The sequence below is a fragment of the Alistipes sp. AF48-12 genome, from assembly GCF_003477565.1.
Taxonomy (GTDB): domain Bacteria; phylum Bacteroidota; class Bacteroidia; order Bacteroidales; family Rikenellaceae; genus Alistipes_A; species Alistipes_A hominis.
Genome location: NZ_QUDJ01000018.1, coordinates 1 through 24761 on the forward strand (window position 1 = coordinate 1; position 24761 = coordinate 24761).

The 24761-nt window shown below is 51.2% G+C and carries 23 protein-coding genes; 3 read left to right on the forward strand and 20 right to left on the reverse strand.

Going from position 1 to position 24761, the window contains the following annotated elements; genetic code table 11:
- Positions 1–365: 365 nt before the first annotated feature.
- The 10 genes from DW082_RS11165 to DW082_RS11200 all read right to left on the reverse strand — a co-directional run bounded on the left by DW082_RS11165 (position 366) and on the right by DW082_RS11200 (position 11990).
- On the reverse strand, positions 366–728 hold the full coding sequence (locus DW082_RS11165) for a hypothetical protein (RefSeq protein WP_002561010.1): 363 nt from the start codon (positions 726–728) through the stop codon (positions 366–368).
- Between the two features lie 12 nt (positions 729–740).
- Positions 741–1976, reverse strand: coding sequence for a site-specific integrase (locus DW082_RS11170; RefSeq protein ID WP_002561011.1), 1236 nt, complete (start codon positions 1974–1976; stop codon positions 741–743).
- A 387-nt stretch (positions 1977–2363) separates the two neighbouring features.
- A complete protein-coding gene (locus DW082_RS11175) occupies positions 2364–3965 on the reverse strand; it encodes a DUF6850 family outer membrane beta-barrel protein (protein WP_118458672.1) in 1602 nt (533 codons plus the stop codon).
- A 21-nt stretch (positions 3966–3986) separates the two neighbouring features.
- A complete protein-coding gene (locus tag DW082_RS11180; RefSeq protein WP_172970775.1) occupies positions 3987–5237 on the reverse strand; it encodes a DUF4876 domain-containing protein in 1251 nt (416 codons plus the stop codon).
- Positions 5238–5269: 32 nt separating this feature from the next.
- Entirely contained in the window at positions 5270–5467 is a 198-nt protein-coding gene (locus DW082_RS14575) for a hypothetical protein (protein WP_182424157.1), read from the reverse strand.
- A complete protein-coding gene (locus DW082_RS11185; RefSeq protein ID WP_182424158.1) occupies positions 5422–7758 on the reverse strand; it encodes a TonB-dependent receptor domain-containing protein in 2337 nt (778 codons plus the stop codon). The genes DW082_RS14575 and DW082_RS11185 overlap by 46 nt, the downstream gene beginning before the upstream one ends.
- On the reverse strand, positions 7731–8009 hold the full coding sequence (locus DW082_RS14580) for a hypothetical protein (protein ID WP_182424159.1): 279 nt from the start codon (positions 8007–8009) through the stop codon (positions 7731–7733). The genes DW082_RS11185 and DW082_RS14580 overlap by 28 nt, the downstream gene beginning before the upstream one ends.
- 47 nt (positions 8010–8056) lie before the next feature.
- Positions 8057–10642, reverse strand: a complete 2586-nt coding sequence (locus tag DW082_RS11190) for a zinc-dependent metalloprotease (RefSeq protein ID WP_182424160.1) — start codon at positions 10640–10642, stop codon at positions 8057–8059.
- 726 nt (positions 10643–11368) lie between these two features.
- Positions 11369–11566: a hypothetical protein gene (locus DW082_RS11195; protein ID WP_101573832.1), complete on the reverse strand. Its 198-nt coding sequence runs from the start codon at positions 11564–11566 to the stop codon at positions 11369–11371.
- Between the two features lie 121 nt (positions 11567–11687).
- Positions 11688–11990 (reverse strand): hypothetical protein, encoded by a 303-nt coding sequence (locus DW082_RS11200; protein ID WP_101573834.1) that lies wholly within the window; start codon positions 11988–11990, stop codon positions 11688–11690.
- 196 nt (positions 11991–12186) lie between these two features.
- On the opposite strand from DW082_RS11200, the gene DW082_RS11205 reads away from it, so the two are divergent.
- Together DW082_RS11205 and DW082_RS11210 are read left to right on the forward strand one after the other, a co-directional pair.
- Positions 12187–12609 (forward strand): DUF6047 family protein, encoded by a 423-nt coding sequence (locus DW082_RS11205; RefSeq protein ID WP_145996578.1) that lies wholly within the window; start codon positions 12187–12189, stop codon positions 12607–12609.
- Positions 12610–13615: 1006 nt separating this feature from the next.
- Complete coding sequence (locus tag DW082_RS11210; protein ID WP_101573837.1) at positions 13616–14746, forward strand: ATP-binding protein; 1131 nt, start codon at positions 13616–13618, stop codon at positions 14744–14746.
- Between the two features lie 194 nt (positions 14747–14940).
- On the opposite strand, the gene DW082_RS11215 is transcribed toward DW082_RS11210, so the two are convergent.
- The 10 genes from DW082_RS11215 to DW082_RS11260 form a co-directional block, all read right to left on the reverse strand.
- Positions 14941–16002, reverse strand: coding sequence for an alpha/beta fold hydrolase (locus DW082_RS11215; protein WP_101573839.1), 1062 nt, complete (start codon positions 16000–16002; stop codon positions 14941–14943).
- On the reverse strand, positions 15999–17138 hold the full coding sequence (locus tag DW082_RS11220) for a carboxymuconolactone decarboxylase family protein (RefSeq protein WP_153498123.1): 1140 nt from the start codon (positions 17136–17138) through the stop codon (positions 15999–16001). Before DW082_RS11220 ends, DW082_RS11215 begins: the two co-directional genes overlap by 4 nt.
- Positions 17139–17155: 17 nt before the next feature.
- Positions 17156–17608, reverse strand: a complete 453-nt coding sequence (locus tag DW082_RS11225) for a nuclear transport factor 2 family protein (protein ID WP_101573841.1) — start codon at positions 17606–17608, stop codon at positions 17156–17158.
- Positions 17609–17728: 120 nt separating this feature from the next.
- Positions 17729–18166, reverse strand: a complete 438-nt coding sequence (locus DW082_RS11230) for a DUF4405 domain-containing protein (protein WP_310648314.1) — start codon at positions 18164–18166, stop codon at positions 17729–17731.
- Positions 18167–18229: 63 nt separating this feature from the next.
- Positions 18230–18754 carry a Crp/Fnr family transcriptional regulator gene (locus tag DW082_RS11235; RefSeq protein WP_055206262.1) on the reverse strand — a complete coding sequence of 175 codons (525 nt, stop codon included), beginning with the start codon at positions 18752–18754 and terminating at the stop codon, positions 18230–18232.
- 2 nt (positions 18755–18756) lie between these two features.
- Complete coding sequence (locus DW082_RS11240; protein WP_118458682.1) at positions 18757–19563, reverse strand: AraC family transcriptional regulator; 807 nt, start codon at positions 19561–19563, stop codon at positions 18757–18759.
- 109 nt (positions 19564–19672) lie between these two features.
- The gene (locus DW082_RS11245) at positions 19673–20230 is read right to left on the reverse strand and encodes a flavodoxin (protein WP_118458684.1); all 558 of its coding nucleotides are present in this window, start codon (positions 20228–20230) and stop codon (positions 19673–19675) included.
- Between the two features lie 2 nt (positions 20231–20232).
- Positions 20233–21348, reverse strand: coding sequence for an alpha/beta hydrolase (locus DW082_RS11250; RefSeq protein ID WP_118458686.1), 1116 nt, complete (start codon positions 21346–21348; stop codon positions 20233–20235).
- Positions 21348–22370 (reverse strand): aldo/keto reductase, encoded by a 1023-nt coding sequence (locus DW082_RS11255; protein ID WP_118458688.1) that lies wholly within the window; start codon positions 22368–22370, stop codon positions 21348–21350. The genes DW082_RS11250 and DW082_RS11255 overlap by 1 nt, the downstream gene beginning before the upstream one ends.
- Positions 22371–22378: 8 nt before the next feature.
- A complete protein-coding gene (locus DW082_RS11260) occupies positions 22379–23626 on the reverse strand; it encodes a DUF418 domain-containing protein (protein WP_118458735.1) in 1248 nt (415 codons plus the stop codon).
- A 268-nt stretch (positions 23627–23894) separates the two neighbouring features.
- On the opposite strand from DW082_RS11260, the gene DW082_RS11265 reads away from it, so the two are divergent.
- Positions 23895–24734 carry an aldo/keto reductase gene (locus tag DW082_RS11265; protein ID WP_101573853.1) on the forward strand — a complete coding sequence of 280 codons (840 nt, stop codon included), beginning with the start codon at positions 23895–23897 and terminating at the stop codon, positions 24732–24734.
- Positions 24735–24761 lie beyond the last annotated feature (27 nt).

The window sequence follows — 24761 nt, forward strand, 5'->3', positions numbered from 1 at the left end:
TGAAGACGATTCTAAAGAGATTACAATCGTTATACAGGAATTTAACACGATAGGAATTGAATACCTTGAACAAAAAATACCTAAATCTCCATTCATTTGACAAATATATATTAAAACATTTTATGAACGGAATTCGTTGCATAACGACAAATCAAAAGAATACCTTGAACAAAAAATACCTAAATCTCCATTCATTTGACAAATATATATTAAAACATTTTATGAACGGAATTCGTTGCATAACGACAAATCAAAAGAATTAAATAATAGCCATATTATTACCTCTATATTTTTTGAGATATGATATGGCTATTTAGATAAGGATCCATATAGAAATTCTTTCGTATAATTTTCATTTGATATCTTCAACAGTACGCAGTTTTTCCGTTCTGTATAAACATCACGTATGTTTGCCGCTTCTCTTGTGAGAGAACCTTTCCTACCAGCCACATGCGGAACAGGTAGGTGTTGTAGGTGTTCAGCCGAAAAGCAATCAGAATAATGATTTCAGGCGCGTACACGTCCGCGTACAGCCCGTTTTCAAGCTGCATGTAGCGGCACACCTTGTAGTCGTTCAGCACGTCAGACTTGCGGACGGCTTTGATGACGGCGTTCACTGCCGGGACGGTCGTATGGAACAGTCCGGCTATTTCGGTGGCGGTCATCCACACATCGTTACCGGTTACGCTGACCGCCTTGTCCTCTATGATGATTATGTCACGTTTCATGGCTCCTCTTTTTTAGATGGTGCAACCTGCAAATTCCTCGACGTTGTTTAACCTTGCGGCAAGGTTTTCCATATCCTGATTGAGTTTTTCTTTGGTTATCTTCGCGTAAATCTGCGTCGTCTTTATGCTCTTGTGTCCAAGCATGGAGCTGACCGTTTCGATGGGTACGCCGTTGGAAAGGAAAACTGTCGTGGCTGCCGTGTGGCGGCTTTGATGCCACGTGATATGCTTGGTGATGCCGCAACGCTTGGCGACGGCACGGATACCGGCAAGGCACGTGTTATAATGCGGAACGGGGAATATCCTGCCGTTCTCGCATAGCCCACGGTATTTGCCGATTATGCGGTTGGCGATGTCAAGCAGGCGGATGTTGGACACCACGCCCGTTTTCTTGCGGTTGATGTTTATCCACTCGTGTTCGTCGAAATAGGTACGGATATTCTCTTCCGTGAGGTTGCGCATATCCGCGAACGACAATCCGGTGAACGCACAGAACAGGTAGAGGTCGCGGTACAGTTCCTGTTTGGCGTTTTTCAGTTTCCCCTCCATCAGCAGGCGTATTTCGTCTTTGGTCAGGAAACTGCGTGTCGTTTCCTCCTTCTTGATTTCATACTCGCGGAACGGGTCGCGTGTCAGCCACTCGTTGTTGATGGCTATGAACACCATTGTCCGTAGCGGGCAGACGTACAGCCACACGGTATTGGTGCAGCAGTGCTTGTCCGTGCGCAGGAACATCTCGAAGTCGGAGATGAAAGCGGGAGTAAGCTCTTTTAGGGCGATGTCCTTCACATGGTAGCGGATGTCGAGGAACTCTTGCAGGTGCTTGTAAACGACACGGTACTTTTCCAGTGTACCTTTTGCTTTCATGCCTGCTTCCACCTGTTTCTCATAGTTCTCGTTGTGCCGACGGAACACCTGCATCAGCGTGTGGTAGCGGTGTTCCAGTCCGAGAAAGGCGTTCTTTACCTTCTCCGCCGTGACGAAGTTGTCACGCTCCATGATTTCCTGATAGTGTCTGTTGATGCGCACCCGCATCTTGTCAAGCATACGGTTCGTTTCGAGTGCCGCCGCGCTTCTGCCCGTGACACGTCCCCCTTTGGTGTCCCACAGCTTCGGATCGACACTCAACTTGCAACTGAACTGCGTCTGGCTGCCGTCCACCGTGATGCGTCCCATGACGGGAACCGTCCCGTCCTTTTTCACTACCTGACGCTTGAGGTAGTAGATTACTGAAAATGTACTCTTCATCGTTCTTAATTTTTGGATTTCAAAATTAGTTGGTGAAGAGTCCGGTGTCGGTACGCAAAACGGGGAGGAACGGCGCAATCTTTTTTCCGTAACCGTATTTGTTACGTGAGTTGTGGGTAACTCACTATAACATAGTGTCTTGTTTCGCCATTCGTACCCGTTTGTCGCATTTTCGGACATGGTTACGAACAAGTAACGTTGCGGCGTCAAGATTTGGCTTCGGCAAGGATTGTAATGGCTTCACGAATTATCGCCACTTTAACTAAAACCCTTGTAACTCAATTCTATCACTATATCTTTCCGCATTTCACTTTTTTGTAGTAACTTTGCGTAACTAAAAAACTTTTTCATGTTCGTGTTTTCAATTTCAATATTCGATTCTAATTTTTATCGGGCCTCCGGATACCGTCCGTATCCCGTCAGAATGCCGAGCGACAGCCCTGCGAAACAACGGTTGCCCGCTCCGCCGGCATGGATGAGTCGGAAAGCCCCGGCCACAAATCCCCTCAATCCGCTCGTCTTCCGCAGTGCGAAATCATAGTCTACCGTTATGCCGCAAATGGTCAGTGCTCGGCCGAAATAGGCATACTCCGGGTCGATAACCCCGGTTTGCAAATCGGACTTCCCTGCGGTGTTGACCGTGAGCGAACGGCTGGGAACTGCGGCATAGGCGGCTGCTATACTTGCTCGGAGCTGGTGCGCCGCGCCGCGAACGAGCGGCATACCGGCCGATAGTTCGGCGCCGGCACGCGACGCGGCCAATGAAGACGCGGGCAGCACGTAACGATTTTCAAAATCGCCGTACCGTAGTTCGGCACCGACATGCCACCGGTAGCCGTTACTGCCGTCCAGCCGGTAATAACGCCACCGGGCGCCCGCTTCGTCGCGCGAAGTCCGGTATTTGACCGCGCTAAAAATCGTTCTCCAGTAGCTCGTAAATGAACCGTTGGGATTTTGTACGGTGACCGATTCTTGTAAGAACTCGTTGGCCCGGCCCGTCTTCGAGACATAGTGCAATTCGAACGCATGAAGCCCCTGCGGGCGTTCCAGCAGGCCTTTGATAGCCCCGCTCCATATCGTTTCGCCGTAATCGCCCGGACTCGCCTGATTCTGTCCTTCGACGCGGTCGCGCCGAACGGTCGCCGACGCCCGCACTATCAGCGAAAATCCGCCGGAACCGTAACGGTACTGCGCTTCGCCTCCGTAATAATTCGCCATAAAGCGGCGGGAAAACGAAAGCAAGTCGGGCTCGTCGTATTCACCCATCCCTTTGAATGCGTAATAGGGATACTTATCGTAATTGTCCGACTCTTTGCAAACGGGCTTGAGCATCTTTTCTTTGGCAAAACGGTACGACCCGTTCACCCCGACCGTACTGCGCGGCGACAGTTCAACGGCTATGCCTGGGCGAACGGCCAAATCGAGCGACTGCGTCCGCGTCCGAGGGTCGGATGAACGGGAAAAGTCGCCGGTGCTGTAATCCAGTGCCGCGCCGACCCACCACCGCCGGCCAATCCGGTGCGATGAGGCCTTCACATGAAAATCGACTGTCTGCTCTTGGTAGCGACTTGCAACGGCACTGCCCGCCGAATAGGGATTGCCGTTATACGGATCGCGGATGTCGGCCCAGGCCCGGTTGCGGTGCCATTTCTGTGTGAAATCGAATGCGCCCCACAGGTGTAGTCCTTTCAGCGACAGATAGCTGTCGGAATGAAATCCGGCGGACAGCGCCTCTGCGGCCTGTTGCGGACGACGGTACGCACCCGACTCGGAAGTAGCTCCGAGCCGGGTTGTCCCGTAATCGGGCATCGGACGGACGCCCAAAGCCGCCGGATTGGTTGAACCGAGCCAAAGATTACGCTCCTCGAGCAGCATACGCTCGGGAGTCGTTCCCGACGGAACGCACCATGTCCCGTCGGGCCAAAGGGTCTGTCCCCCGAGGCTCAACGAAGCAACCAGCAACCATATGCACATTCCGATCCGTTTCATCCCATTCTTTTCGTTTGGATGCTACTTATTCAGTACGGGTTTGTCGTATTGCCTCGGCACGAGAAAAGCGGGTGTACCGTCTACCGACGTCGAAACGACGAAATCGGCTCCCGAGTTATTCGTATCCTGGAGCACTTTGCGGCCGTCGGTTGCGGTATAAGCCACCTTGCGCTCGGCAATCACCGGCACCTCACGACCGAGGACGGCGGCCGAAGCGTCGAGCTCCGCATGCATGACCGGATTAGCGTCTTCCGCCTTGTATTGCTGTACGGCATCGATGATGATGCCGTTAGGAATCTTTAGGAACACGTTCGACGACGAACTGCCCGGCTCCGGAAGCTTTTCCATAGATGCGATCTCGGCGTCCGTGGCGCGGAATAGGATGACCGACATGGTAGCCATACCGAATACGCGGGCGCCGGCAATTGCCTTGTAGACGATCTCCATGTTTGGAACTGCCGTATTGTCCTGCGACATGTCCGAATCGGCATAATAGGTTTCGAAATCGGCGCCTGTTAGATCGATGTCCATCGGACGCTCTTCGGTAACGAAATTAGCGGCGCTCTGGGCGACGACGACACTCTCACCGGGGGCGAGCGGGTGTTCGGAACCCGAGCCGGGGAAACGGGCTGCCGTATTGACGAACACGGCATCCTTATACTGTTCGTAGAACGGATTGGTTACGGCCGCAGTGTTCGTATTGCCCCACAGGTAGGCCAGGCAAAGGCCGTCGAGGTAAACCGTTTCGGACGAATTGTTGAAAATCTCCCAGTACCGGTCGTTGAGGAACGTTTTGCCGGCTGTCGTTTTCGTACCGTTCGAATAGATCTTGCTGATCACCAGGCTGCCCTTGACTGCCCAATTCAGCGTTACTTCGTGCGTTTTGGCCGCATCCTCGTCGGTGAGCAGGTTGACAGACAGCGACAGGCCGCTCAGCACGACCTCGTTCTTCAGATCGTCACCCAGTCCAGGGGCCAGTTCCTTGAACTGGGCGGCTGTCAGCGTTTTTGACACGGAAAGGTCGTACACGCCCTGCATGATGTAAGTGAACGTCGCTATGCCGTCTTTCGCCTCGGTTGTATAGATCGTACCGGAATTGCGGTCTTTGAGTGTTACCTCTCCCTCGAAACGAGCCGAGGAGGAGAAGCCATCCGGATAGTTTATCCGGAATTCAGTTGACTCGATGCCCTTGAAATCCTCGTCCTTCTTACAGGACGTAAATGCCGCGAAAACCGCGAGCAGCATCAACGTAATTTGGGGTAATCTTTTCATTTTCATTGTTTTTTTATTGTTAATTGTGATTTTCAGAAACTTGCATTTATTTCGAATCCGTATGAGAACAGGTTCGAATTGCGCTCGACGAGCGTCGTCGAGATCGAACTCTTGTGCCACGGTTGCTTGAAGAACACGTTGTTGACATAGAACGAGAAGCCAAGACCGTTGCCGACTTCTTTGGTCACGCGCAGATTGACCGACCACAGCGGCGGCCATGTTTCAGGCAAGTTGCTGATCTGCGATTTGTAGATCTGATCCTTGACCATAAACCCCTCGAAACGAGCCTCGGGATCGGCGAGCTGCGCCGCGGTAAAGGTACGTAGACCGTCGCCCCGGGATGATTCCGGTCGACCGTCACGTATCCCACCGGAATCTCGGGAATGTTGATCGTCCGGTTGTACTCGTAGAAAATGGCCTGCACGGTAGCCGATACGACGAAACGGATCGACGGAATGTGTTGCACGATCCGTAGTGCCGTGCTGTAACGCCGATCGACCGAGGTCGACGATCCTTCCGGGTAAACAACCATCGTCTTTTGCTCGATCGTCGTGCTACCGACGGGCGTATTGTAGATTTTGTTCGACGAGTTGTTTCGCGTGACGATATAAGAGCCGTTCAGGTAGAAGCTCGTGCCGGTCGCCTCAATCCGTCCCAGTTCGAAATCGTACTCGATCCCCCGGCTGACCGAACGACGGCAGTTGCCCGGACGATCGATACGGTGCAGTACCGTATCGATCGAAGTGGGATTTTGGGGATCGTATGCGAGCTTCCCGTCCTCAACGGACACCGCCGAAGAGGCCCAGCGTGCCACTGTCGGCGCGATCCACTCGTCGGTCAGTGTTCCGAACCCGTCGTTCACGCGTTCGTGGAAAGCCGTCACCGAGAACCGCATCCCGTTGTGCAGCGTTACGTCGGCACCTGCTTCGAACTTGCGGTTTTTCATCGGTTTCAGCTGCTTGTTGGTCAGATCGTAGACCCGGGTCGTATAAACGACATAGGGAGTCCCGTCGATCGTCGCACTGATATTCTGCATGTCAAGATATCCAGGATCGGGATAGAGGTACAGCAAACCCGGCATTTTGGCTGAAATGCCGTAACCGAAACGAAACCGCAGTCCCCTGGTAGGCAGGTAGGCGGCATTGATCCGGGGCATCACACTCGACAAACTTTCCGTTCTACCGGGTTGCGCCAGTGTCCAACGCAGACCCGCCTGTACTTTCAGCTGGGTTTTGCCGATTTTCAGATCGAATTGGTCCTCGCCGTAAAGCGAAAATTGCGTCAGGAACGGGATGTCGCGAAAGGAACGCGAACGCAGCTGTGCAAGGGGCAGATTCGGATTCTCGTTGTAGAATCCGCGTCCGAGATTCCCCTCGCTGCGTAGTTCGGCTCCGATGGCGATTCGATGGAGAAATCCTTCCTGTCCCAGGTAAAAATCGTCGCCGAGCTGAACATAAAAAGAGATCGGGCGTCCTTCGGTACCGCCTCTGCCGACGTACTGGGACGGCAGGATTGCCGCCTGCTGGGTCGAGTTGCCGGTCGCGTTGAACACCGGTGCGTTATGGGCCGCCGGTGCAAGCATCTTGACTTGGTAATCGTCGTCGCGGCTGTACGAAAATCCGATATCGTAATGGAGACTGCGCATCAGCAGCCTGTCCGCGCCGAACCGCCCCGAATGGCTGAACGTAATTCCGTACTGACGGCTCTGCGCGTACATGCCGCGTACCAGTTCCGGCTCGCCGGGGTCGGCTCCGCTCCAGTCGCGGATCAGCTTCAGCCCCAGCCGGGTCGTCACCGCCCAACGGCCGTCGGCGAGATTCTTCGAATGAATCAAGGAGAGCAGCCCCCGGTTATAAGTATCGGTCGCATAGCGCGGGTCGGACTTGCCGTGCGCGTAATCGGCGCTCAAATTCAGCGTTCCGGCGCGGCCCAGATCGAAACCTTTGTCGGCATAAAGTTGCTGGATCCCGGGCATGATCCGCGCGAGCACTCGACCGGGTGTCCGGCCTACTTTGCTTTTGATTAGCATGGTTCCGCTGCTCATATCGCCGTACCGGGCCGATGCGATGCCCCGGATCACCTCGATTGACTCGATGTTGTCGGTACCGATACCGCGCAAGTCGATCCCTTTGCCTGCAGTGCTGAACGCCCCTGCCTCGACATTCAGGTTCGCATTGTTGGATAACGGAATGCCGTCGACGACGATTGAACCGCCGAAAGCGTTGTTGTTATCTGCTTCGAGCGTCCGGTTACGGAACTGTCCGGTGCTGATCAGCGACGGATTGCTGCCCAGAAAATTACCAGGGAGCAACTGGAGTACATCCTTGAGGCTGGTCGCCTGTAGGTGATCAAGCGCCTGACGGCCGATCGACGACGAAGTCGAGAGGCCGCTCTTGTTGTTCTCGGCGACGACAACGACCTCTTTCATCGCGAACGAAGAAGGCATCATCGCGATCCGGACGCTGTCTTCGGTTTCCGCTTTCAGCTCGACGGTTAGCGAGACCGTTTCGTAACCAAGCAACGAGACTGACAATTCGGCTTTCCCGGGCGGAACATCGGCAAAAAGGCTTCGCCGTCCGTCCCAGCCACCGCCCATAAGCCATACGGAGCGAGGGTCGTCACGGCCGCCTGCAACGGTTTGCCGTCCTTCGCCGAAATGACGCGTACGCGAAACGGCGCGCTACGAGGCGAAGCGGCTCCTGTAAAAGCCGCCCCGACCATCGGGGGCAGACACAACGTCCCCAACCATATCACGAACAATCGGAATCCCATAACAGTCCTTCTTTTCACACTTCTTCGCCCTGCTGCTGAACGGTCGTTCAGAGGCCTTTCTCCAAAGCCTTCTCGATTTCGTAATTCAGATAGCGGTAATGCTCGGCCAGCTCGTCCGTCGAACTCTGAACCCGGGCGCGCAGCAACTTTCCGAGCTTGCGCAATTGATTATAACACAGAGAAGTCGCATACAACTGCACATCCGTGGCACGGGTCGAACCGGTCATCTGGTCTTCGAAACCGTTCCCGTGCCGGCCGCATTCGATGTGGCGGCAGGGCCAGAATGCGCCTTCGTCTTCCGCAGGATAATCAGTCAAGCCGCGTAACGATGACTCCTTGTCCAGCGCGTCGATCCCGCGCAGCATACTCTGCACGAACGCATATTGCATCATTCGCTCACTGTGCGAAAGCGGCTTGTTTTTTAGCGTCGAAGCCCACACTCGGTTGTAAATGTCATCAACGTACTCCGACGCGGAATAGGCATCTTCAGGCGTCAACTTGGCATTGGTTTCCATGCGCGCGATCCGTCCGGGGAGCAACAGCGTGCGAACGGTGGACATCTGGTAATCGGTCACGTCCTCGTTTTTCGGCCGCGTCAGTTTTTCCAGTTGCGGATTGACGTACCAGTCGGGCAGTTCGTACAACTTATCGAAAATAAAGTTCAGCGCCTCTTTTTGTTTCTGTTTGGAAACCATCTCGAACGCGGGTTGGTCGGAGCCGACCATCGGATAGTAGCGGTACGAACCTCCGAGATAGACCATGACATGCCCCAAATAGCGGCGCGCCTGCTTGAAGACCTCTTCGTAAAGTTTTTCGGTGCGGTTGTAATCTTTACCCGGATAGGCGGTCCACAGGTGCAGGCTGTCGACAACGATCTTCAGGTTCCGAATACCGTATTCGGTAGCCTTCATCGCGTCGTCGCCGAGCGATTCGGTCTGCGAAGCGGGATCCGTCGCACCGAAAATAGCCTGTTCGCCGTAAATATAGATCGGATCGTCGGCCTTTTCATCGATCCAGCGGTTCAGCACGGGCACTTCCTCTTCGGGAGTCTTTGCTTCGAATATCGGTTGATAGGCCCATTTGATCGCGTAATAGTCGTATAGGCCGAGATGGGGTGGCAGCAGTTGCGTCACTCCGTCACCCGGTTGAGCGACGTAGTTGTTGCGGGCATAGTCCATGATCGAGGCCGTCGTGCCGTATTTCTCCGTAAATGAAGGCGAGCGCAGGGAGTCGACCGGATAAGCGTACGACCCGCGCATGTTGTGCATCAGGCCGAGCGTATGCCCCACTTCGTGGGCTATTACATAGCGCAGCATCGGCCCCATCGTTTCGGTGTCATACACCTCAGCGCGGGCTTTCGGATCGACGGCGGCGGTCTGGACGAAACGCCAGTTGTGCACTAGTTCGATCACGTTATGGAAAAAGTAGACGGACGCCTGTAGGATTTCGCCGCTGCGTGGGTCGGTCCACGACGGTCCCATCGCGTTGGCCACGTTGGTCGACGAATAGACAATGCAGGTGTTCCTGATATCGTCCGGATTGAACTGTGGATCGTCTGGATAGTCGCGGGCGACGATGGCATTTTTGAAACCGATCGCCTCAAAGGCTTTCTGCCAGTCTTCAATCCCTGCCTTGATATAGGGACGCCACTTGTCGGGGAAAGCCGGATCGACATAATAGACGATCTGTTTGGCCGGTTCGACCAATTCGCCGCGCTTGTACTTTTCGAGGTCTTCGTCCCGAGGCGCGATGTTCCAACGCTCGAGATAGCGGACGGTTTCCAGGTAATCCTTATCGGTCGAATACTTCACTTTGCGGCTGTTGAACAGACCGATGCGCGGGCTACCGTAGCGCGGGCGCATCGGAGTCTCGGGAAGTCGGATCATCGACACGGTCATCTCGGCCGTGAAAGGATGGTCGTAAACCGTATAAACCATCCGCGTTCGAAAATTGACGTTTTCCGGAAATGCCTGCATGGACACGACGCCGGACATCTCTTTCTGGAATTTGCCCTGCATCGATTCTCTCAACCCGAACAACTTGGCCAATGGGGAAGCGTCCAGAAACGGGCGGAAAGGTTTCTGGTCGGAGGCGAAAAAACTTCCGACCTCGATCACAACGGCCGACGAGTCGGGCGACACGGCGGCGATCGGGAAAGCCTGCATCACGGGATCGATCTTATTCCGTTCGAATCCCGGAGCGATACTCTCGGCCGAATCGCATACGGCCGAACAGTCGACCGTATGCAGATACACCTTGTCATCGTCGGCCGACCAGCGAATCAAAAGCGGATCGTGCGGCATCCGTCCCGCAATGATGTCCCGGTTGTTGCTGATGCCCGATACGCGGGCGGCCAGCAGCATTTGGGCGTCCATGACCGAATAAGGCAATTCCATATAATATTTCGATTTGACCTTATGCAGGGTCACCAATCCGCGGACGGTTTCCGCATCTGGAGTAATTACGGATTCGTACGGCTTGCGGCTTTTGTTTCTCAGGGAGTCGACCGTCGTATCTTTCGCCGCCGTCTCAACGACGGCCTTGCGCCTGCCGGATTTTTTGTCTTTGGCAACCGCAGCGGCTGTTACCGTCGTTGCGAGCAATAGGCAAGCGAATGTTTTCAGCATTTTCATCGTATGTCGAATTTGGTTTTTTTCGTGCCACAAAAGTATGGGCGACGCTCTCGGCGACCAATACTGAAAAATAGGGATAATCACCCCGGGAATACCTAATGCTTCCATGCGGGGCGCTAGAGTCTTTCCCTGAAAAAGTCGGCGACTTCTGGCATTTCAATCCTCAAATGTTAAATCGACAAGATGAAATAGAGTTAAGATATTAATATCTGATTCAAAAATTGCAGCGTAATTTAAATGGAAGGCATTCATATCAATGAATCTGATTCCTGTGCCTCGAAGGACTGACCATGTGATTGGAGAAACGAAAACGAAGCCGCATTTGCGACCCCGTTTAATACAATTTCAATCAAAATAAATTTTACGTGCTCTAATTGATTTTCATCCAATAATTTTGACAGGAATCTTTACATGTGTAATGACAAGTCTCAGGGCATGTATTTCCTCATGTGTAATTGCAGCTGCCGTCGCATGTGCCATTGCATGAAACGAGACAAGTTTTATTATCTCCACAGGTTACGCCGCAAGTCTGATTGCAAACAGAATCAGAAATTCCTCCACGACCATTGGAATTCTAAATAAGTTTCTGCTCCTCTTCTCAATTGATTCATTTCGTCGTGCTCGATCCTCGCTATGACTTCTTTTTTCAATATAAGTTTTCTTATAAGGCATAAAGATTAGATAGTTTTCCTACTCTTTTACAGATTTTCGGAATCCTCTGATTTATCATTTAAACACCATATGCAGATTGTCCGTGTAGATATGTAAGAATCCATACCTCTTCTTACTGCACACATCGTATTCGATATCCAGCTTCTCCGGAATCTGAAAGTCGAGATTATCGGTGTATTCGATTAGGCCCACGCCCCAGTCCGTTTCGATCACTTTCACGTCGCAGTGCGTGTGTCGCGTGTACTTTACCATCGATTTTCAGACCGTGCCCACCCATGAACCGTCGGGATGATCTTCGTTTTGGGAGGCTTCGCAGTCGGGCAGGCAATCGTGGATCACGACAACTCCGCCTTCGTTCAGGTGCATCAGCGAATTACGGATATCGCGGTCGGCTTGCGCTTCGAGGTAATACGATATCGTACTTTTTATCCGGATAAGCGGCAAAGAAATCGTCCGAAGTCATCCGGTAAGTCAGGTAGGGGAGAAACCGGTTGAGGTCTTCCTGCGTCCATGCCGCACAGAAGTTGCTCGACGGATCGTAAGGATCGACCGATTCTTTGAGTTCGCACCGGATTTTCGTGAAATTCGGTTCCGGATCGTCGAGCCCGATCTCGAGGTACGAGCGGTATCCCTGTTTCCAGATCAGATAATTGATAATGTCGGTTCGCGTAATCATGACTTTATTCGGTTAGTGGAATATATCAACTCATCATTAAGCATTCGTCCCAATCGGGTTCCCGGCCGGATACGGCGGCCATCAGGGCGAGACCGATACCGGCCAGTCCTTCCGACAGTCCCATGTGCAAGCCGTATAATCCGTTGTATGTGCTTATATCCTTGACCTACTGATCGAGCAATACCGTTTTCCCTCCATGAAAGAAGTTCCATCCCCGGAAACGATGTCTCATGAGCAGTACATCCGGGAAAAATTGCTGCCGGATGTTCGTGAAAATGGTACCGGGCCTAAATGTCACGTCGGATTGCGCGATGCCATGTATGCCCGGAGCCGGGATTCGAAAATTGCATACGTGATGAATCAACAACATCCGCAAGTGGACGATCCGTTTGACTATGTTGACTTCGTGAATGAACAAAAGGCATTCCGGCAGGCCTATCGCAACTGTCCGATAACGGAATTGCCGATACATGCCGTACAGACCGGTCGGGAGGTGTTATTTTTCAGCAACAGTCCGCTTGGACTGCAGGGGCTTAAACAATTCTATCAGGAATTGGTTAACGGATATTTCTCGGTGCACAGCGAACGTGACCCCGTCTGCGAATATTCGGTATCCTAATAATTCATGGGATTTAAATGCTTTTACCGATCGGTACTACCAAAAGGGGGGGGGGAGACGGTATGTATCGTTTTCATTTTGAAGATGCCCTTTATGATCGCAACCAGATTCCGGCGCCGGAGACCTGGATAGTCTTATAGATGTGGTGGTTAATTGCTTGTGGATAAGTTAGATGTCTGTTCTGTTCTTTTGGGCGCGGAACACAGGAAAAACAAAATTGTCAATTAAAGCCATTTTCCGATTTTTTATTTTCATTGCGTTTCTTACCTTGCACTTACTTCTACTCTCGACATCCTTCATCCGTTTTCGATACCATTTTTACCCCGCCTGTTTGAACGTCGTATCGTCGAATGATCATTGCAGCCAAAAGAGAAAAGCAAGTTTTTCGTGTTCCTCTGCAATGGTAATCATTTTCATAAAGCCATAACCGTACAGGCAGGCAAATGCCTACCTACTTATTTAATTTAGTTTACTTTACTTTACTTTAGCATATATAGAGGCTAACGTACTAAATTAAATTGTTTTTCGTGTTATCACGGCATTTTGCTAACATGGAAAGCATGAATGTTTTAGTCTCTGCCGCTTGTTTGACACTTCAAACCTTTTTATTCCCCCTTTTCGCTTTAATACTATTATGTCAATCGTAGCACCGGTTGGCATATTTGTTTTCCTCTTCGCTATTCGCTTTGTATTGGATAAGCCCTTTGCCTCTGTTTGCAGATTACATGGCAGTTCTCTCGACGACGAATGTCGGTCGGGGTCACTCCCTTAGTTCCGTGGCAGACGGGCAAGCCCGAACAAAAATAGCTTTGGCAAATGACTAATACCTGCAACGATGCGAATTGCCGATAAGTGTCCAATCGTAACTATACAAATTGACGTATTGCGACAACAGCTAAAAACGAGTTTCGATCTAAATCCTCGTGCTCCTAATAATTTTATTACTAATAATATTGTTAGTAATAAATATATTACTTATTTTTGTGCGGAACAACAATTAAAGATTATGGAGAACAAACCTTTTATATTCGGCATTGCGACATCGGGCGATAACTTTACCGACCGTGAGAAAGAAACGGAGCGTTTATTGCTAAATTTCCGGCACGGTGTGAATACGGTGCTGATTTCGCCCCGTCGCTGGGGTAAAACATCTTTGGTGCAAAAAGCTTGTCGTCTGGCACAGTCCGACAAACTGAAAATCGTTTATCTCGATATTTTCTCATGCCGTAGCGACCGGGATTTTTACGATGCCTTTGCTTCCGCCGTTCTCAAACAAACATCCTCGAAGGTGGACGAATGGCTGGAGAATATCAAACTGTTTCTTTCCCGTATCAGCCCCAAAATCTCGATGGGTGCAGATCCGATGACAGATTTTTCCATATCGCTCGAAATAGATCCCAAGAGCAACGATAGTGATGAAATCCTGCAGCTCCCCGAAAAGATAGCGCAGAAGAAAGGTTGCAATATCGTCGTCTGCATCGACGAGTTCCAACAGATAGCCGAGTTCAAGGATTCCAAGACATTCCAGAAACGGCTGCGTTCCGTATGGCAGTTGCAAAAATCGGTGTCTTATTGTCTGTTCGGCAGCAAAAAACATTTGATGAACGAACTGTTCGAGAAAAAGAGCCTGCCGTTTTACAAGTTCGGCGATGCCATTTATTTACAGAAAATAGGAACGACGGATTGGATCGACTACATCTGCGGACGTTTCGAGGCTACGGGCAAACAGATCTCGAAAGAGCTGGCCGAAAAGATTTGTCAAAGGGTAGACAATCACTCTTCGTATGTGCAGCAGTTGGCATGGCTGGTATGGGTTCATACGGACAAAATCGCTACGGAACGGGATTTCGAGGAAGCGTATCAGGATATTATCGACCAGAACACGCCGCTGTTCGAGAAGCAGACCGAGAGCCTTACGACCTATCAGATGAATTTCCTGCGAGCCATTTTAGACGGGGTTCATAGTGAATTTACCACACAGGAGGTACTACGTAAATACCAACTCGGCTCGTCGGCCAATGTCAGCATCGTAAAACGGGCGTTGGTAAAAAAAGAGCTTATCGAGATCGAAAAACGTCAAGTTATCATTCCCGATCCTGTAATGACGGTATGGTTAAAACGGGAACTTGGGGCATAAGCTTTTTTTTCGGATGAATCAGCTTGCTTGTGTGGGAAAACGTTGGTTCTGTCCTGTGGCACGCACGGCAGCCGATGTCTGAATGCGTCCGGGGAACAAGTATAGGTTTTGTGGGACACAAAACCGCCGATAGTGTCGGAGAACTTCCGGACACCGTAGTTTTTATACTCTATAATATATGACTATAATACAAGTCATTGTGCCAGCAATTGCTCTTGCAGCCATCTATTGAGTAAATCGGCCAATTCGTCATTATTCAGATCTTGCATCAGAAAATGCGTATTGCCATGTATACCGATTTTGGGTAATTCCACCAACGTTGCATTGCCTCCGTGTCGATTGATCGTTTCCACGAACTTGCGGGCCATTTGGAGCCGCACGCGCCAGTTCTCATCGCCGAGATTCTCGGACGGCGTTTCGGGAATATAGTCGCCGAAATAGAGGACGACAGGGATTTCCGTGAGCCGCTCGAACTGTTCCGTCGGAACGGGCGTTCCGGCTACGCCTCCCGTCAGCCCGTCGATACGTTCCGGGACTTCTCTTTCGGGGAACACGAATCCGCCCGGCTCATACGAAACGACCGCCTTGACCTGTGGATTTTGCATGGCAGACATCCAGCCGGGAAAACCGCCCGCCGAGTGGGTGACGAGAATATGGTCGCCGATACGGTCAGCCAATGCACCGAGGGCAGGTACATCCTCTTTGTGGTCGCTCAAATCGGGCGTCATTTCACGGAAAAATTGAGAAAGCGACACGGAATCTTTCGGGAATTGCACGCCCTCGTTATAATTCGGCCAAATGCCGATGCGCCAAATATCGAACCAGAACATCTCGTCGGTGACGGGCTTTACCGTCGTTGTTGCGGATGTGCGTCCGGCACGCCCCCTGCCCGGAAGATCCGCCACATAGCTGCTCCAGCCACGGCGTAGCATCAACGTAGCAAAGCCTTCCCGTCCGTCGGGGGTCATCTGCCAGCAAACGCCTGAGCCTCCGTAGCCGTGCACATAGACCAACGGCAGCTTTTTCGCATCAGCGGGTATCTGGAAATCCACGAAGGCATGATCGGCGCGATAACTCTGGCCGGTCTCTTCCTGCTCCACCCAACCGACGAATTTACGGTTGTCGTATGCTCCCGGCCGCTGTGTGGTTGTACCTCCTACCGAGAAGTGACCTTGTTTGACTATTGCAACAGGTTCTTGCGCTCCGGCTATTGCTGTAACTGACAGCAACAATACCGATAAAATTATCTTCTTCATTTCTTTTCCGTTATTTGATTCAACACTTTGCGAAGCGGTTCCGAATAGTTCTTACCGAGATTCATTTCAACGATGTTCAGCAATGCCGAGAGTTGTTCGGGCGTAATACCGAGATGCAGGCAAATAGACATGTGGCCGACAGCCATCGGTTCCACGCCGCTCACTCCTGCAAGGATGGACACCGTAGCGAGTTCACGTTCCCGGCAGGTCAGCAAGTCTCGCTCGAAAAGATCGGTAAACAAATGTTCTTTTAGAAAACGCTCGATAGTAGGGGCGAATACGGCATATCCTGCTTTCGGAGCATCGGCCGGCGTACCCGATATTTCGGCAAGCACGTCGCGTCCCCGCTCGTAGCGATTTCTGTCGTCCTTGACTGCGGATGCTTCCCGACCGACCGGGTCGTTTATTCCGGCCGCTTTCCGTTCGTCCACTACCTGCATGAAAATCTGGATTGCCCGCAGGCTGCGCGGAAACCCGCAATAGGCGTAGGCGTGAATCAACACTTCGTTTATTTCGTTAATGGTCATACCGGTTTCCAATGCCTGCGTAAAAGCCGGCTTCAGGTGCTCCAAATCTCCTTTACCCGTATAAGATGCCACTGCGACGATGGCTTGCTCACGGACGGTCAGCACCTCGTTCGCTTCGGCATAGCGGCTTTCCGCTTCAGTCGTGGCCTTACGGTACTCTTCGTCACTTACCGGTTCGAGCCATGCCGCCGCGTTGGTTTGAGGATTGGCGGTAATGGCTATATGGGCGAACCAACTGTCCGGTGCGGCCCCATGCCAATGCTCGACATCCGGCGCTATTTCCACGATGTCGCCCGGAAACAACCGACGGGCGGGCTCTCCTTTTTCCTGATAGTAACCGATGCCTGCGGTGGCTATCAACAACTGGCCGGCTTTGTGCGAGTGCCAACTGTTGCGGCAACCAGGTTCGAAGGTTACATTTGCCATCGGGACGTTCAATTCTTCCTTTTCGGTCAAAGGCGCAAGCCATACTTCGCCCGTAAAATTGGGGTTCGGGGATATTTTTTCGCCGAGCGGATAAGGCTGCCGGAAGGTTTCCGCAGTTTGCGCATAAATTATAACCGATGATATGGATAACATAGCTGTTAAAAATAAATTCTTAATTCTCATATCCGTTTTTTGTTTGATTATTTTCCTAATGTTCGTGTAAAGGCAAGCGTAGATAGCTGCCACTTGCCGTTCTCCATTACATATACCTCCGTAACGATAAACGGAAAGCGCACGGCGTTGCCGCCGACTACCGAGTGCAGATGAATCCGGCTGTAAACGGTAGCCGTTCCGGCCGCAAACTTCACCTGTACGTCGTGTATCTCGGTTTTCTTGTACCAGATGCCACCCGTGCGGATGGTGTTCAGCTCTTCCTGTTTGCCCCAATAGCCGCCCATGTGGACGAACTGCGAGTTTTCGTGAAACAGTTCCGCCAGCTTCTCCACGTTCTTCTCTGCCATCCATTCCCACTTACTGTTCGATAAATCAACTATCGCCTGTTCTTCGGCTGTAAATATTCTCTGATTCTCTTGCGCTTTTGCTCCGACCGTTAAGGTCAGAAACATAAATACCATAATGGCTATTGATTTCATATCTTTCCGATGTTAAGTTCCTACTACTCGCAAAAATAGCGGGAAGCCCGAAACTGGTCGATACAAAAAATCGGAAAAAACTGCAGTTTTTTCCGATTAAGCGACACCGTCTATCCTGAATTATCTTCTCAAAGAGTTGCGTAAGGCAGGAATGCGTTTAAAGACATGTCCGATGGAAAGGACCGATGTGATAATTCCAACCCTATAATGCCATAATCCTATTCGAGAGTTCGCCCCATTAATATTAAGCAAAACAATTCCCGTAACGGATACGAATAAAAATACGATAGATAGCGCCATCGTAACTCTGCTTTTTCTGCCTATCCCGTTTTTTACAACTCCTCTATACCAACTCCAATGTGTAATTATATGGAATATTACAGTTATAAGGAACAAAAAACTTGTTAAAACGTGAAATACGGCCCAATTATGCCACACCTCGTGGGCATTCCCGTGTCCGGCAATATGTAATCCTATTCCCGAACATGCAGACAGAGCGAATGTGAAAATTAGAATCCAATCTATTACAAAAATCTTTTTCATCTGTTTCCGATTCATACTATGTGACAAAGGTCGCCACTCCGATCGGACGCAGACGATAACAATTGTAAAGATCGAAGCCTAACGGCGATTTCTGATACGGGACAGGGAGACGGGGGTAATGCCGAGATAAGAGGCTATGTAATGTTGCGGAACCCGCTGAATGATATTCGGGTATTCCTTGAGCAATTCTTCATATCGTTGTTGCGGCGTATTTTTTATCCGCGACAGGAATAGTTGCTGATAGGAGTGGAACCGGTCGATGAGCTTTTCTTCATACGCTTGCCTCCACCGTGGGTCGTCTTTGATAATGGCGTAAAAATCATTCCTTTTTATCGCAGCGACTTCGGCAGGCTCAATGCTCTCTAAGTAGAAAAGGCTCGGCGTGCGCTTATATAGGCTATCAAACGAAGCGACAAAATCCCCCTCAAAAAAGAATTGGAAAGTAATGTCTTTCCCGTCGTTATAGAAAAACAGCCGTAGACAACCCTTACGGATCAAATAGAGTTTATCCGCAACTTTACCCTCTTCCAATAATATGGTTTTCGGGGGAATCGTCAACTGTTTTGCAACTGCGTAAAAATTAGACAGATAATCCGATGCCATAACTATTCCCTGTAATCCGTAGGTTTCATACCCAGATGTTGCTGCACGTAGCGGCTGAAATAGGCTGGCGACGAGAAGCCGAACAGATCGGAGATCTGCACGAACGTCAGCGATTTGTCCCGCAGCAGACGCGTGATGTCGAGGATCGTATAGCGGTTGATCCAGTAGTTGGCGGCATATCCGCTTACCTTTTTCGACACTTCCGACAGATATTTGGATGTAACGCACAGACGGTCGGCGTAATAGGTCACTTCCCGGTGCTCGCGGTACGTTCCTTCTTCCAGCATCTTAAGGAAACGGCTCATAACGGAAGCGTTCTGCGTGGAGATGTCGCTTTCGCCATAGATGCGGGCATGGAAATCGAAAAAGTCGAGGATGGCCGCCTGCATAGCATTAATCAATACCTCGCGGTAGAACCGGTGCTCCGTGTCTTTGATGCGCAGTTCCAGTAGGTCGAAATCGCGGCGACATACGATTTGTTGTTCGGGAGTCAGGTGCATGACGGGATTGAGAAAGAGCGCCAACGAACCTTTTATTCCGTAATTGCTCTGCGGCGTACACAAATTTATGAAACCGGGAGTCGCATAGATTATCTTGCACCGGAAGTCGTCCGACGGTTCTATCTTCTCCAACATTTTCCGTTTACGTACGATGGACACGTCTCCGGCATGCAGTTCAAAATCACGTCCGTTGAAACGATAGCGGCACGTTCCTCCCAGACAGAGCAAATGAGCCAGATACTCCTCTTCGCAATCCGTCCTTATGATGCCGAGCCTGTCTGCGACGATTATATCTTTCTGATCTTCCATGCCCTATCCGTTTATCCTCAAATACAAAAATAGAAATAAATCCGAAATGAACTTGCAATCGTGCGAACCACGACTGCAAGTCCTGCCGTTTTTAACACTATCCGACGGACTATCGTATGACATTGATCGTCCGCAACCAACTTTCCACTCCGTTTGTATCCTTTCCGGTGGTTCCGAATCCTTTCAGGTGTTCGGCGGCAGGGGTCAACTCCCTGATCCGCGCCAGCGTTTCATCGCGGTAGGTGGCTGCATAGGTGCAGAACGGCACGACGGTCTTGTCCCCGAAGTCGTAGCTTTCGGCAAAAGTGCAAATAATCATCGGGGCCGTCCACCACCAAACGGGACAACCGATGAATACGGTGTCGTATTGGTCCCAGTTATCCACTTTGGATTTGATGGCAGGCCGGGCATCGGCTTCCTTTTCGGCTTTCGCCACCTCGGTGCAGGGGCGGTATTCGGTGGGATAAGGTTTCATGGGTTCAATGCGGAACAGCGTGCCGCCGGTGAGCGAAGCGATGCGTTCGGCAACGTGCTGCGTATTGCCGCCCCAACTGAAATAGGCGACAAGGATTTTCTTCGCCGGTCGGGCATTCTCGGATGCGGTTTGCGCATCGGCTCCCGCCCAGCACAGCAGGACGGCGAGCAGGGTTATCAATTTCGTTTTCATACCTATTCCGATAATCCAAGGTTTTTACCGAAAAATTCCGTCAGTTTGCCCACTGCTTGATTCACATATTCCGGTACATAGTAGGTCTTGATATGCGTCGCACCGGGGATAAGGAACAGTTCTTTGTGCTGCGTGCCGGTCGCCTTGCTGTAACATTGCTCGGTCATGTAAAACGTATCGGCGATGCTGCCGGCAATCATCAGCAAAGGTTGTTCGATCAGATACATTCCCTCGCTGGCATCGAACGCCATCAGGTCGATCAGACTGCTCTTGGTGTAACGGAACGTGGAGTTGGGATGCGCATGGCTTTGCAGGTAATATTCGTAGCCGTCGCGGTAGAGGTCGAAAGGCAATGCGGCCGCCTGTTCCGGCGTCACGCCGCTCATATCGCCGACGTATTCGATTTCGCCGCTTTCGGCTTCTTTTTGGCGGGCAGCGCAGGCATCGGCGAGTCTTTCCTGCACGCTATTTATCTGTGAGTCGAGAAACCCGTTACGGCGTACCAGTCCCGTGTTGAACATGCTGAGTGTAGCCACCGCTTTGAACCGTTTGTCGGTCTGCGCGGCTTTCAGCGTGTAGCCGCCACCGCCGCAGATGCCGAGGATACCCACCCGCTGCGGGTCTACGCCCGGATATTGCAGTAGGATGTCGGCGGCCCGGCGGATGTCCTCGATGCGGTTGGCCGGCTTGTCCGCGTTGCGCGGTTCGCCCTCGCTGGCTCCCTGATAGGCGGCGTCGAATGCCAGACAGATATAACCCTGTTCAGCCATGCGCTGGCTGTAAAGTCCTGCTACTTGTTCTTTAACGCCTCCGTTCGGATGCGCCACGACGAGGGCCGGATAACTTTTCGCCGGATCGTAGCCCGCAGGAGTATAGACGTTGGCGGCGATTTTCAGGCCGTTCAGGTCGTAAGTAATGGGATGAATATTTACCGCTCCCGCTTTATTCTCTGTAATGGCGTCGGCATACACCAAGCCGAACGGGTTGCTGTTGTGGCTCTCGAAATTCGACATATCGGCCGCAGCGAATGCTTTGTTCTTTTTCATAGTTTCCTGTGCGTTTAATGTGCCGGACAGCAGGCTCGCCATGCTCAGCACGCAGATACATACTTTTTTCATTATTCTCCTTCTGTTTTTGGTTTCTCTATAATGGGTGAACCTCCGAACACCTCGCTCATTTCGATCGTATCGAGTTCGGCGTCGATGGCCCGTACCTCTTCCGCAGACAAGCGTATATCCGTTGCGCCTATGTTCTCTTTCAGGCGACAGAGGCAACGCGTTCCGGGAATGGGAACGATCCACGAACGTTTGTTCATCATCCATGCCAGCGAGATCTGCGAGGCGGTGGCGCGGTGTTCGTCCGCCAACCGTTCGAGCAGGGCGAACAGCGGACGGTTCTTCACGAAACTTTCCCTACGGTATTGCGGCATCGAGGCACGGTAGTCGGTTGCCGGATCAAACGTAGTTTCGGCTGTATAACGGTTGCTCAACAATCCGTTGGCAAGCGGCGAGAATGCGACGAACCCCACGCCCAGCTCTTCGAGTACGGGAAACGACGTTTCGTGTCGGCGGACCATCATCGAGTAGCGGTTTTGTATCGCCGTTACAGGACAGACACGGTGGGCGCGGCGCAGGTATTCTTCGGTCGTTTCCGATATGCCCCAGTGCAGGATTTTTCCCTCCCGGATAAGGTCTGCCATTACTTCCGCCACCGCCTCCGGTTCGATAGCCGGGTCGATACGGTGTTGGTAATAGAGGTCGATACGGTCGGTGTGCAAACGGCGGAGAGACCCTTCGAGCGAACAACGAATGGCTGCCGGACGCGAATCGGGGATCACGGCGTGCGTGCCGCTTGCTTCGGGACGGTCGAACGATATGCCGAATTTGGTGGCGATGACAACACGGTCGCGGAACGGACGCAGGGCCTCGCCCAGCAACTCTTCGTTATCGTGCGGTCGGTCGGCCGTGCCATACGCCTCGGCGGTATCGAAGAAGGTGTAACCCATTTCCACGGCATCGGCAAGGAGTTCCATCATTTCCCGTTTGTCGGCGGGAGCGCCGTAGGCGTGGCTCATGCCCATGCAGCCCAGCCCGACGGCCGATACCCTCAGCCCGCTCAATCCTAATGTTCTGTATTCCATATTTTCTATTATTTACGAAACGGTTGCCATTTAAGATAGGTCGCCGAACGCCAGAACCATTCCAGCGGGCCGTATTTGAAATAAGTGAGCCATATTCTACTGAATACGACTTGTACTATATAAAATGCAATTCCCAAACAAAATAATTCGGTAGCATGCCAACGGCCGAATATGGAGCCGAAACCCCAAAGCGAGAATATGATGGAGCCTATAATGCCTTGCGCTTCGTAATTTGTAAGTCCCATGCGCCCGTAAGGAGTCAATAGATTCAGGCATTTTCCTATACCTTTCATATGATACAGAATAACGAATCCCATCGTTATGGCTGCCGAGAAAAGAACCATATTCACATCGTTCAACGTCATGCGGAAAAGCGCTGTCGCAGAGGGGGTAATACCTTGCATGAAAGAGGTGTGTTCTTGCGGCAGGAGTCCGTTCATTCGACCGATAATCCACGCTCCGGCAGCAAACAATACGAATAGTGAGATGTTGCGGCGAGTGTGCAGGTGTACCGTTTCGAAAAAGCGGATACGCCCGACGACGAGTCCCAAAATAAAGAGGGCAAAAGTCAGATAACCACGACCGCCCCAATTGAACTGGTAATTTAATGTCCGCATTCGACCATCCGTGAGGTTGCTTTTGATGGTATTGGCAAGTGACGGAGTTTCTTGTGCGACGTCGGCCATTTGGCGCGGACGCTCGGCACGCACGCGTTCCGTTTCGGGGGCATTGGCAACTACGGTCGTTTCCCGAGGAGCCGCGATTTTATCGTAACCGAAAGATATCCAACGAGGAGCGCCTATCAGAATCAAGGATGCGACTACGACAAGTACTCTGGTCTTCAATGGATACAATAATACCAACACCAATCCGAATAGGGCATAAAACGATAGGATATCTCCCGAATAAAATGCGCTTCCGACTACGCCTATCAAAAAGAGTATTACCATACGCCAGATAAAACGCCGTCTGAAATCCACTCCTTTTCTCGCAGCACGATCCATTTGTATGAAAAAGCTCATACCGAAAAGAAATGCGAAAATATTTATAAAACGTCCCATGAGTACGTTGCGGGTCAACCAACCGATCCACTCGTCTAAAACAGGGAAAGCAGGTTCGGTTGGCGTAAATGCACCGAAATTAAAAATGCTGTAATGTTGCTGCATGTGTACCAGTACCACACCGAGTAAGGCGAATCCTCGCAGGGCATCGATTACGGTAATACGATTGTCTTTTACTGTTTGGTTCTGTCCCATAAATATAGCTAATGCGAATTTCAATTATTTGTCTTTAACCACGTTGTCCATGTTCGACATTGCAAAGTTAGAGAAGAACCTCAAACCGTAATTACAATAAATTCGGTTGGAACTACACTTATCTCGGTTTTTGTATCGTCCGATCCTGGACGATTGAATTTCAATGTAATTTACCGCAAAAAATGCAATCCAAACCGTATTTTTTATACTGGCAACATATGTGAATATGCCTACATTTACACAACTGTAAAAACAAAATAATTAGCGTATGGACACAGTAAAATTGAACAATGGCGTCGAAATGCCGCAGATGGGTTACGGCGTCTATCAGGTATCGCCCGCCGAATGCGAACGTTGCGTAAGCGATGCATTGAAAGTGGGTTACCGGATGATCGACACGGCGCAGGCATACCACAACGAAGAAGGCGTAGGAAATGCCGTCGGCAAAAGCGGTATCGACCGCAAGGAGATTTTCCTCGTGTCGAAAGTGTGGATATCGAACTACGGGTATGAAAAAGCGAAAGCTTCCATCGACGAGAGCCTGCGTAAATTGCAAACGGACTATATCGACCTGATGCTCCTGCACCAGCCGTTCTGCGACCGTTACGGGGCATATCGCGCATTAGAAGAGGCATATAAGGATGGTAAACTACGTGCCATCGGCGTTTCGAATTTCTATCCCGACCACTTTATCGACCTGGCCAGCAACGTGGAGATCGTGCCGGCGGTAAATCAAGTGGAAACGCACGTATTCGACCAACAGACCGAGCCGCAGAAAATCATGGAGGAGTTCGGTACGCGCATCATGTCGTGGGGACCGTTCGCCGAAGGTCGCAACGGTTTCTTTACGAATCCGCTGTTGGCCGGAATCGGCGGCAAATACGGCAAAAGCGTAGCTCAGGTCGCCCTGCGCTGGCTTATCCAGCGCGGCGTAATTATCATTCCCAAATCGACCCATATCGAACGGATGCGGCAGAATATCGACATCTTCGACTTTTCGCTTTCCGACGAAGATATGGCAGTCATCGCCACGCTCGATACGGGCAGGAGCCTCTTCTTCGACCACCACGACGCGGAAACGACTCGAATGTTCATGGGATGGAAATAAAATGGTACTGGCTCCGCTGCCGGTATT

What these genes read in the sequence shown, in the direction of transcription:
- DW082_RS11210 (WP_101573837.1), top strand. Translation starts at nt 13,616, where the DNA reads ATGGAGAACAAACCTTTTATATTCGGCATTGCGACATCGGGCGATAAC.
- DW082_RS11200 (WP_101573834.1), bottom strand. Translation starts at nt 11,990, where the DNA reads ATGATTACGCGAACCGACATTATCAATTATCTGATCTGGAAACAGGGA.
- DW082_RS11260 (WP_118458735.1), bottom strand. Translation starts at nt 23,626, where the DNA reads ATGGGACAGAACCAAACAGTAAAAGACAATCGTATTACCGTAATCGAT.
- DW082_RS11245 (WP_118458684.1), bottom strand. Translation starts at nt 20,230, where the DNA reads ATGAAAACGAAATTGATAACCCTGCTCGCCGTCCTGCTGTGCTGGGCG.
- DW082_RS11175 (WP_118458672.1), bottom strand. Translation starts at nt 3,965, where the DNA reads ATGAAACGGATCGGAATGTGCATATGGTTGCTGGTTGCTTCGTTGAGC.
- DW082_RS11265 (WP_101573853.1), top strand. Translation starts at nt 23,895, where the DNA reads ATGGACACAGTAAAATTGAACAATGGCGTCGAAATGCCGCAGATGGGT.
- DW082_RS11225 (WP_101573841.1), bottom strand. Translation starts at nt 17,608, where the DNA reads ATGAAATCAATAGCCATTATGGTATTTATGTTTCTGACCTTAACGGTC.
- DW082_RS11180 (WP_172970775.1), bottom strand. Translation starts at nt 5,237, where the DNA reads ATGAAAAGATTACCCCAAATTACGTTGATGCTGCTCGCGGTTTTCGCG.
- DW082_RS14580 (WP_182424159.1), bottom strand. Translation starts at nt 8,009, where the DNA reads ATGGGATTCCGATTGTTCGTGATATGGTTGGGGACGTTGTGTCTGCCC.
- DW082_RS11165 (WP_002561010.1), bottom strand. Translation starts at nt 728, where the DNA reads ATGAAACGTGACATAATCATCATAGAGGACAAGGCGGTCAGCGTAACC.
- DW082_RS11195 (WP_101573832.1), bottom strand. Translation starts at nt 11,566, where the DNA reads ATGGTAAAGTACACGCGACACACGCACTGCGACGTGAAAGTGATCGAA.
- DW082_RS11240 (WP_118458682.1), bottom strand. Translation starts at nt 19,563, where the DNA reads ATGGAAGATCAGAAAGATATAATCGTCGCAGACAGGCTCGGCATCATA.
- DW082_RS11205 (WP_145996578.1), top strand. Translation starts at nt 12,187, where the DNA reads ATGAAAGAAGTTCCATCCCCGGAAACGATGTCTCATGAGCAGTACATC.
- DW082_RS11235 (WP_055206262.1), bottom strand. Translation starts at nt 18,754, where the DNA reads ATGGCATCGGATTATCTGTCTAATTTTTACGCAGTTGCAAAACAGTTG.
- DW082_RS11220 (WP_153498123.1), bottom strand. Translation starts at nt 17,138, where the DNA reads ATGAGAATTAAGAATTTATTTTTAACAGCTATGTTATCCATATCATCG.
- DW082_RS11250 (WP_118458686.1), bottom strand. Translation starts at nt 21,348, where the DNA reads ATGAAAAAAGTATGTATCTGCGTGCTGAGCATGGCGAGCCTGCTGTCC.
- DW082_RS11215 (WP_101573839.1), bottom strand. Translation starts at nt 16,002, where the DNA reads ATGAAGAAGATAATTTTATCGGTATTGTTGCTGTCAGTTACAGCAATA.
- DW082_RS11190 (WP_182424160.1), bottom strand. Translation starts at nt 10,642, where the DNA reads ATGAAAATGCTGAAAACATTCGCTTGCCTATTGCTCGCAACGACGGTA.
- DW082_RS11255 (WP_118458688.1), bottom strand. Translation starts at nt 22,370, where the DNA reads ATGGAATACAGAACATTAGGATTGAGCGGGCTGAGGGTATCGGCCGTC.
- DW082_RS11230 (WP_310648314.1), bottom strand. Translation starts at nt 18,166, where the DNA reads ATGAATCGGAAACAGATGAAAAAGATTTTTGTAATAGATTGGATTCTA.
- DW082_RS11170 (WP_002561011.1), bottom strand. Translation starts at nt 1,976, where the DNA reads ATGAAGAGTACATTTTCAGTAATCTACTACCTCAAGCGTCAGGTAGTG.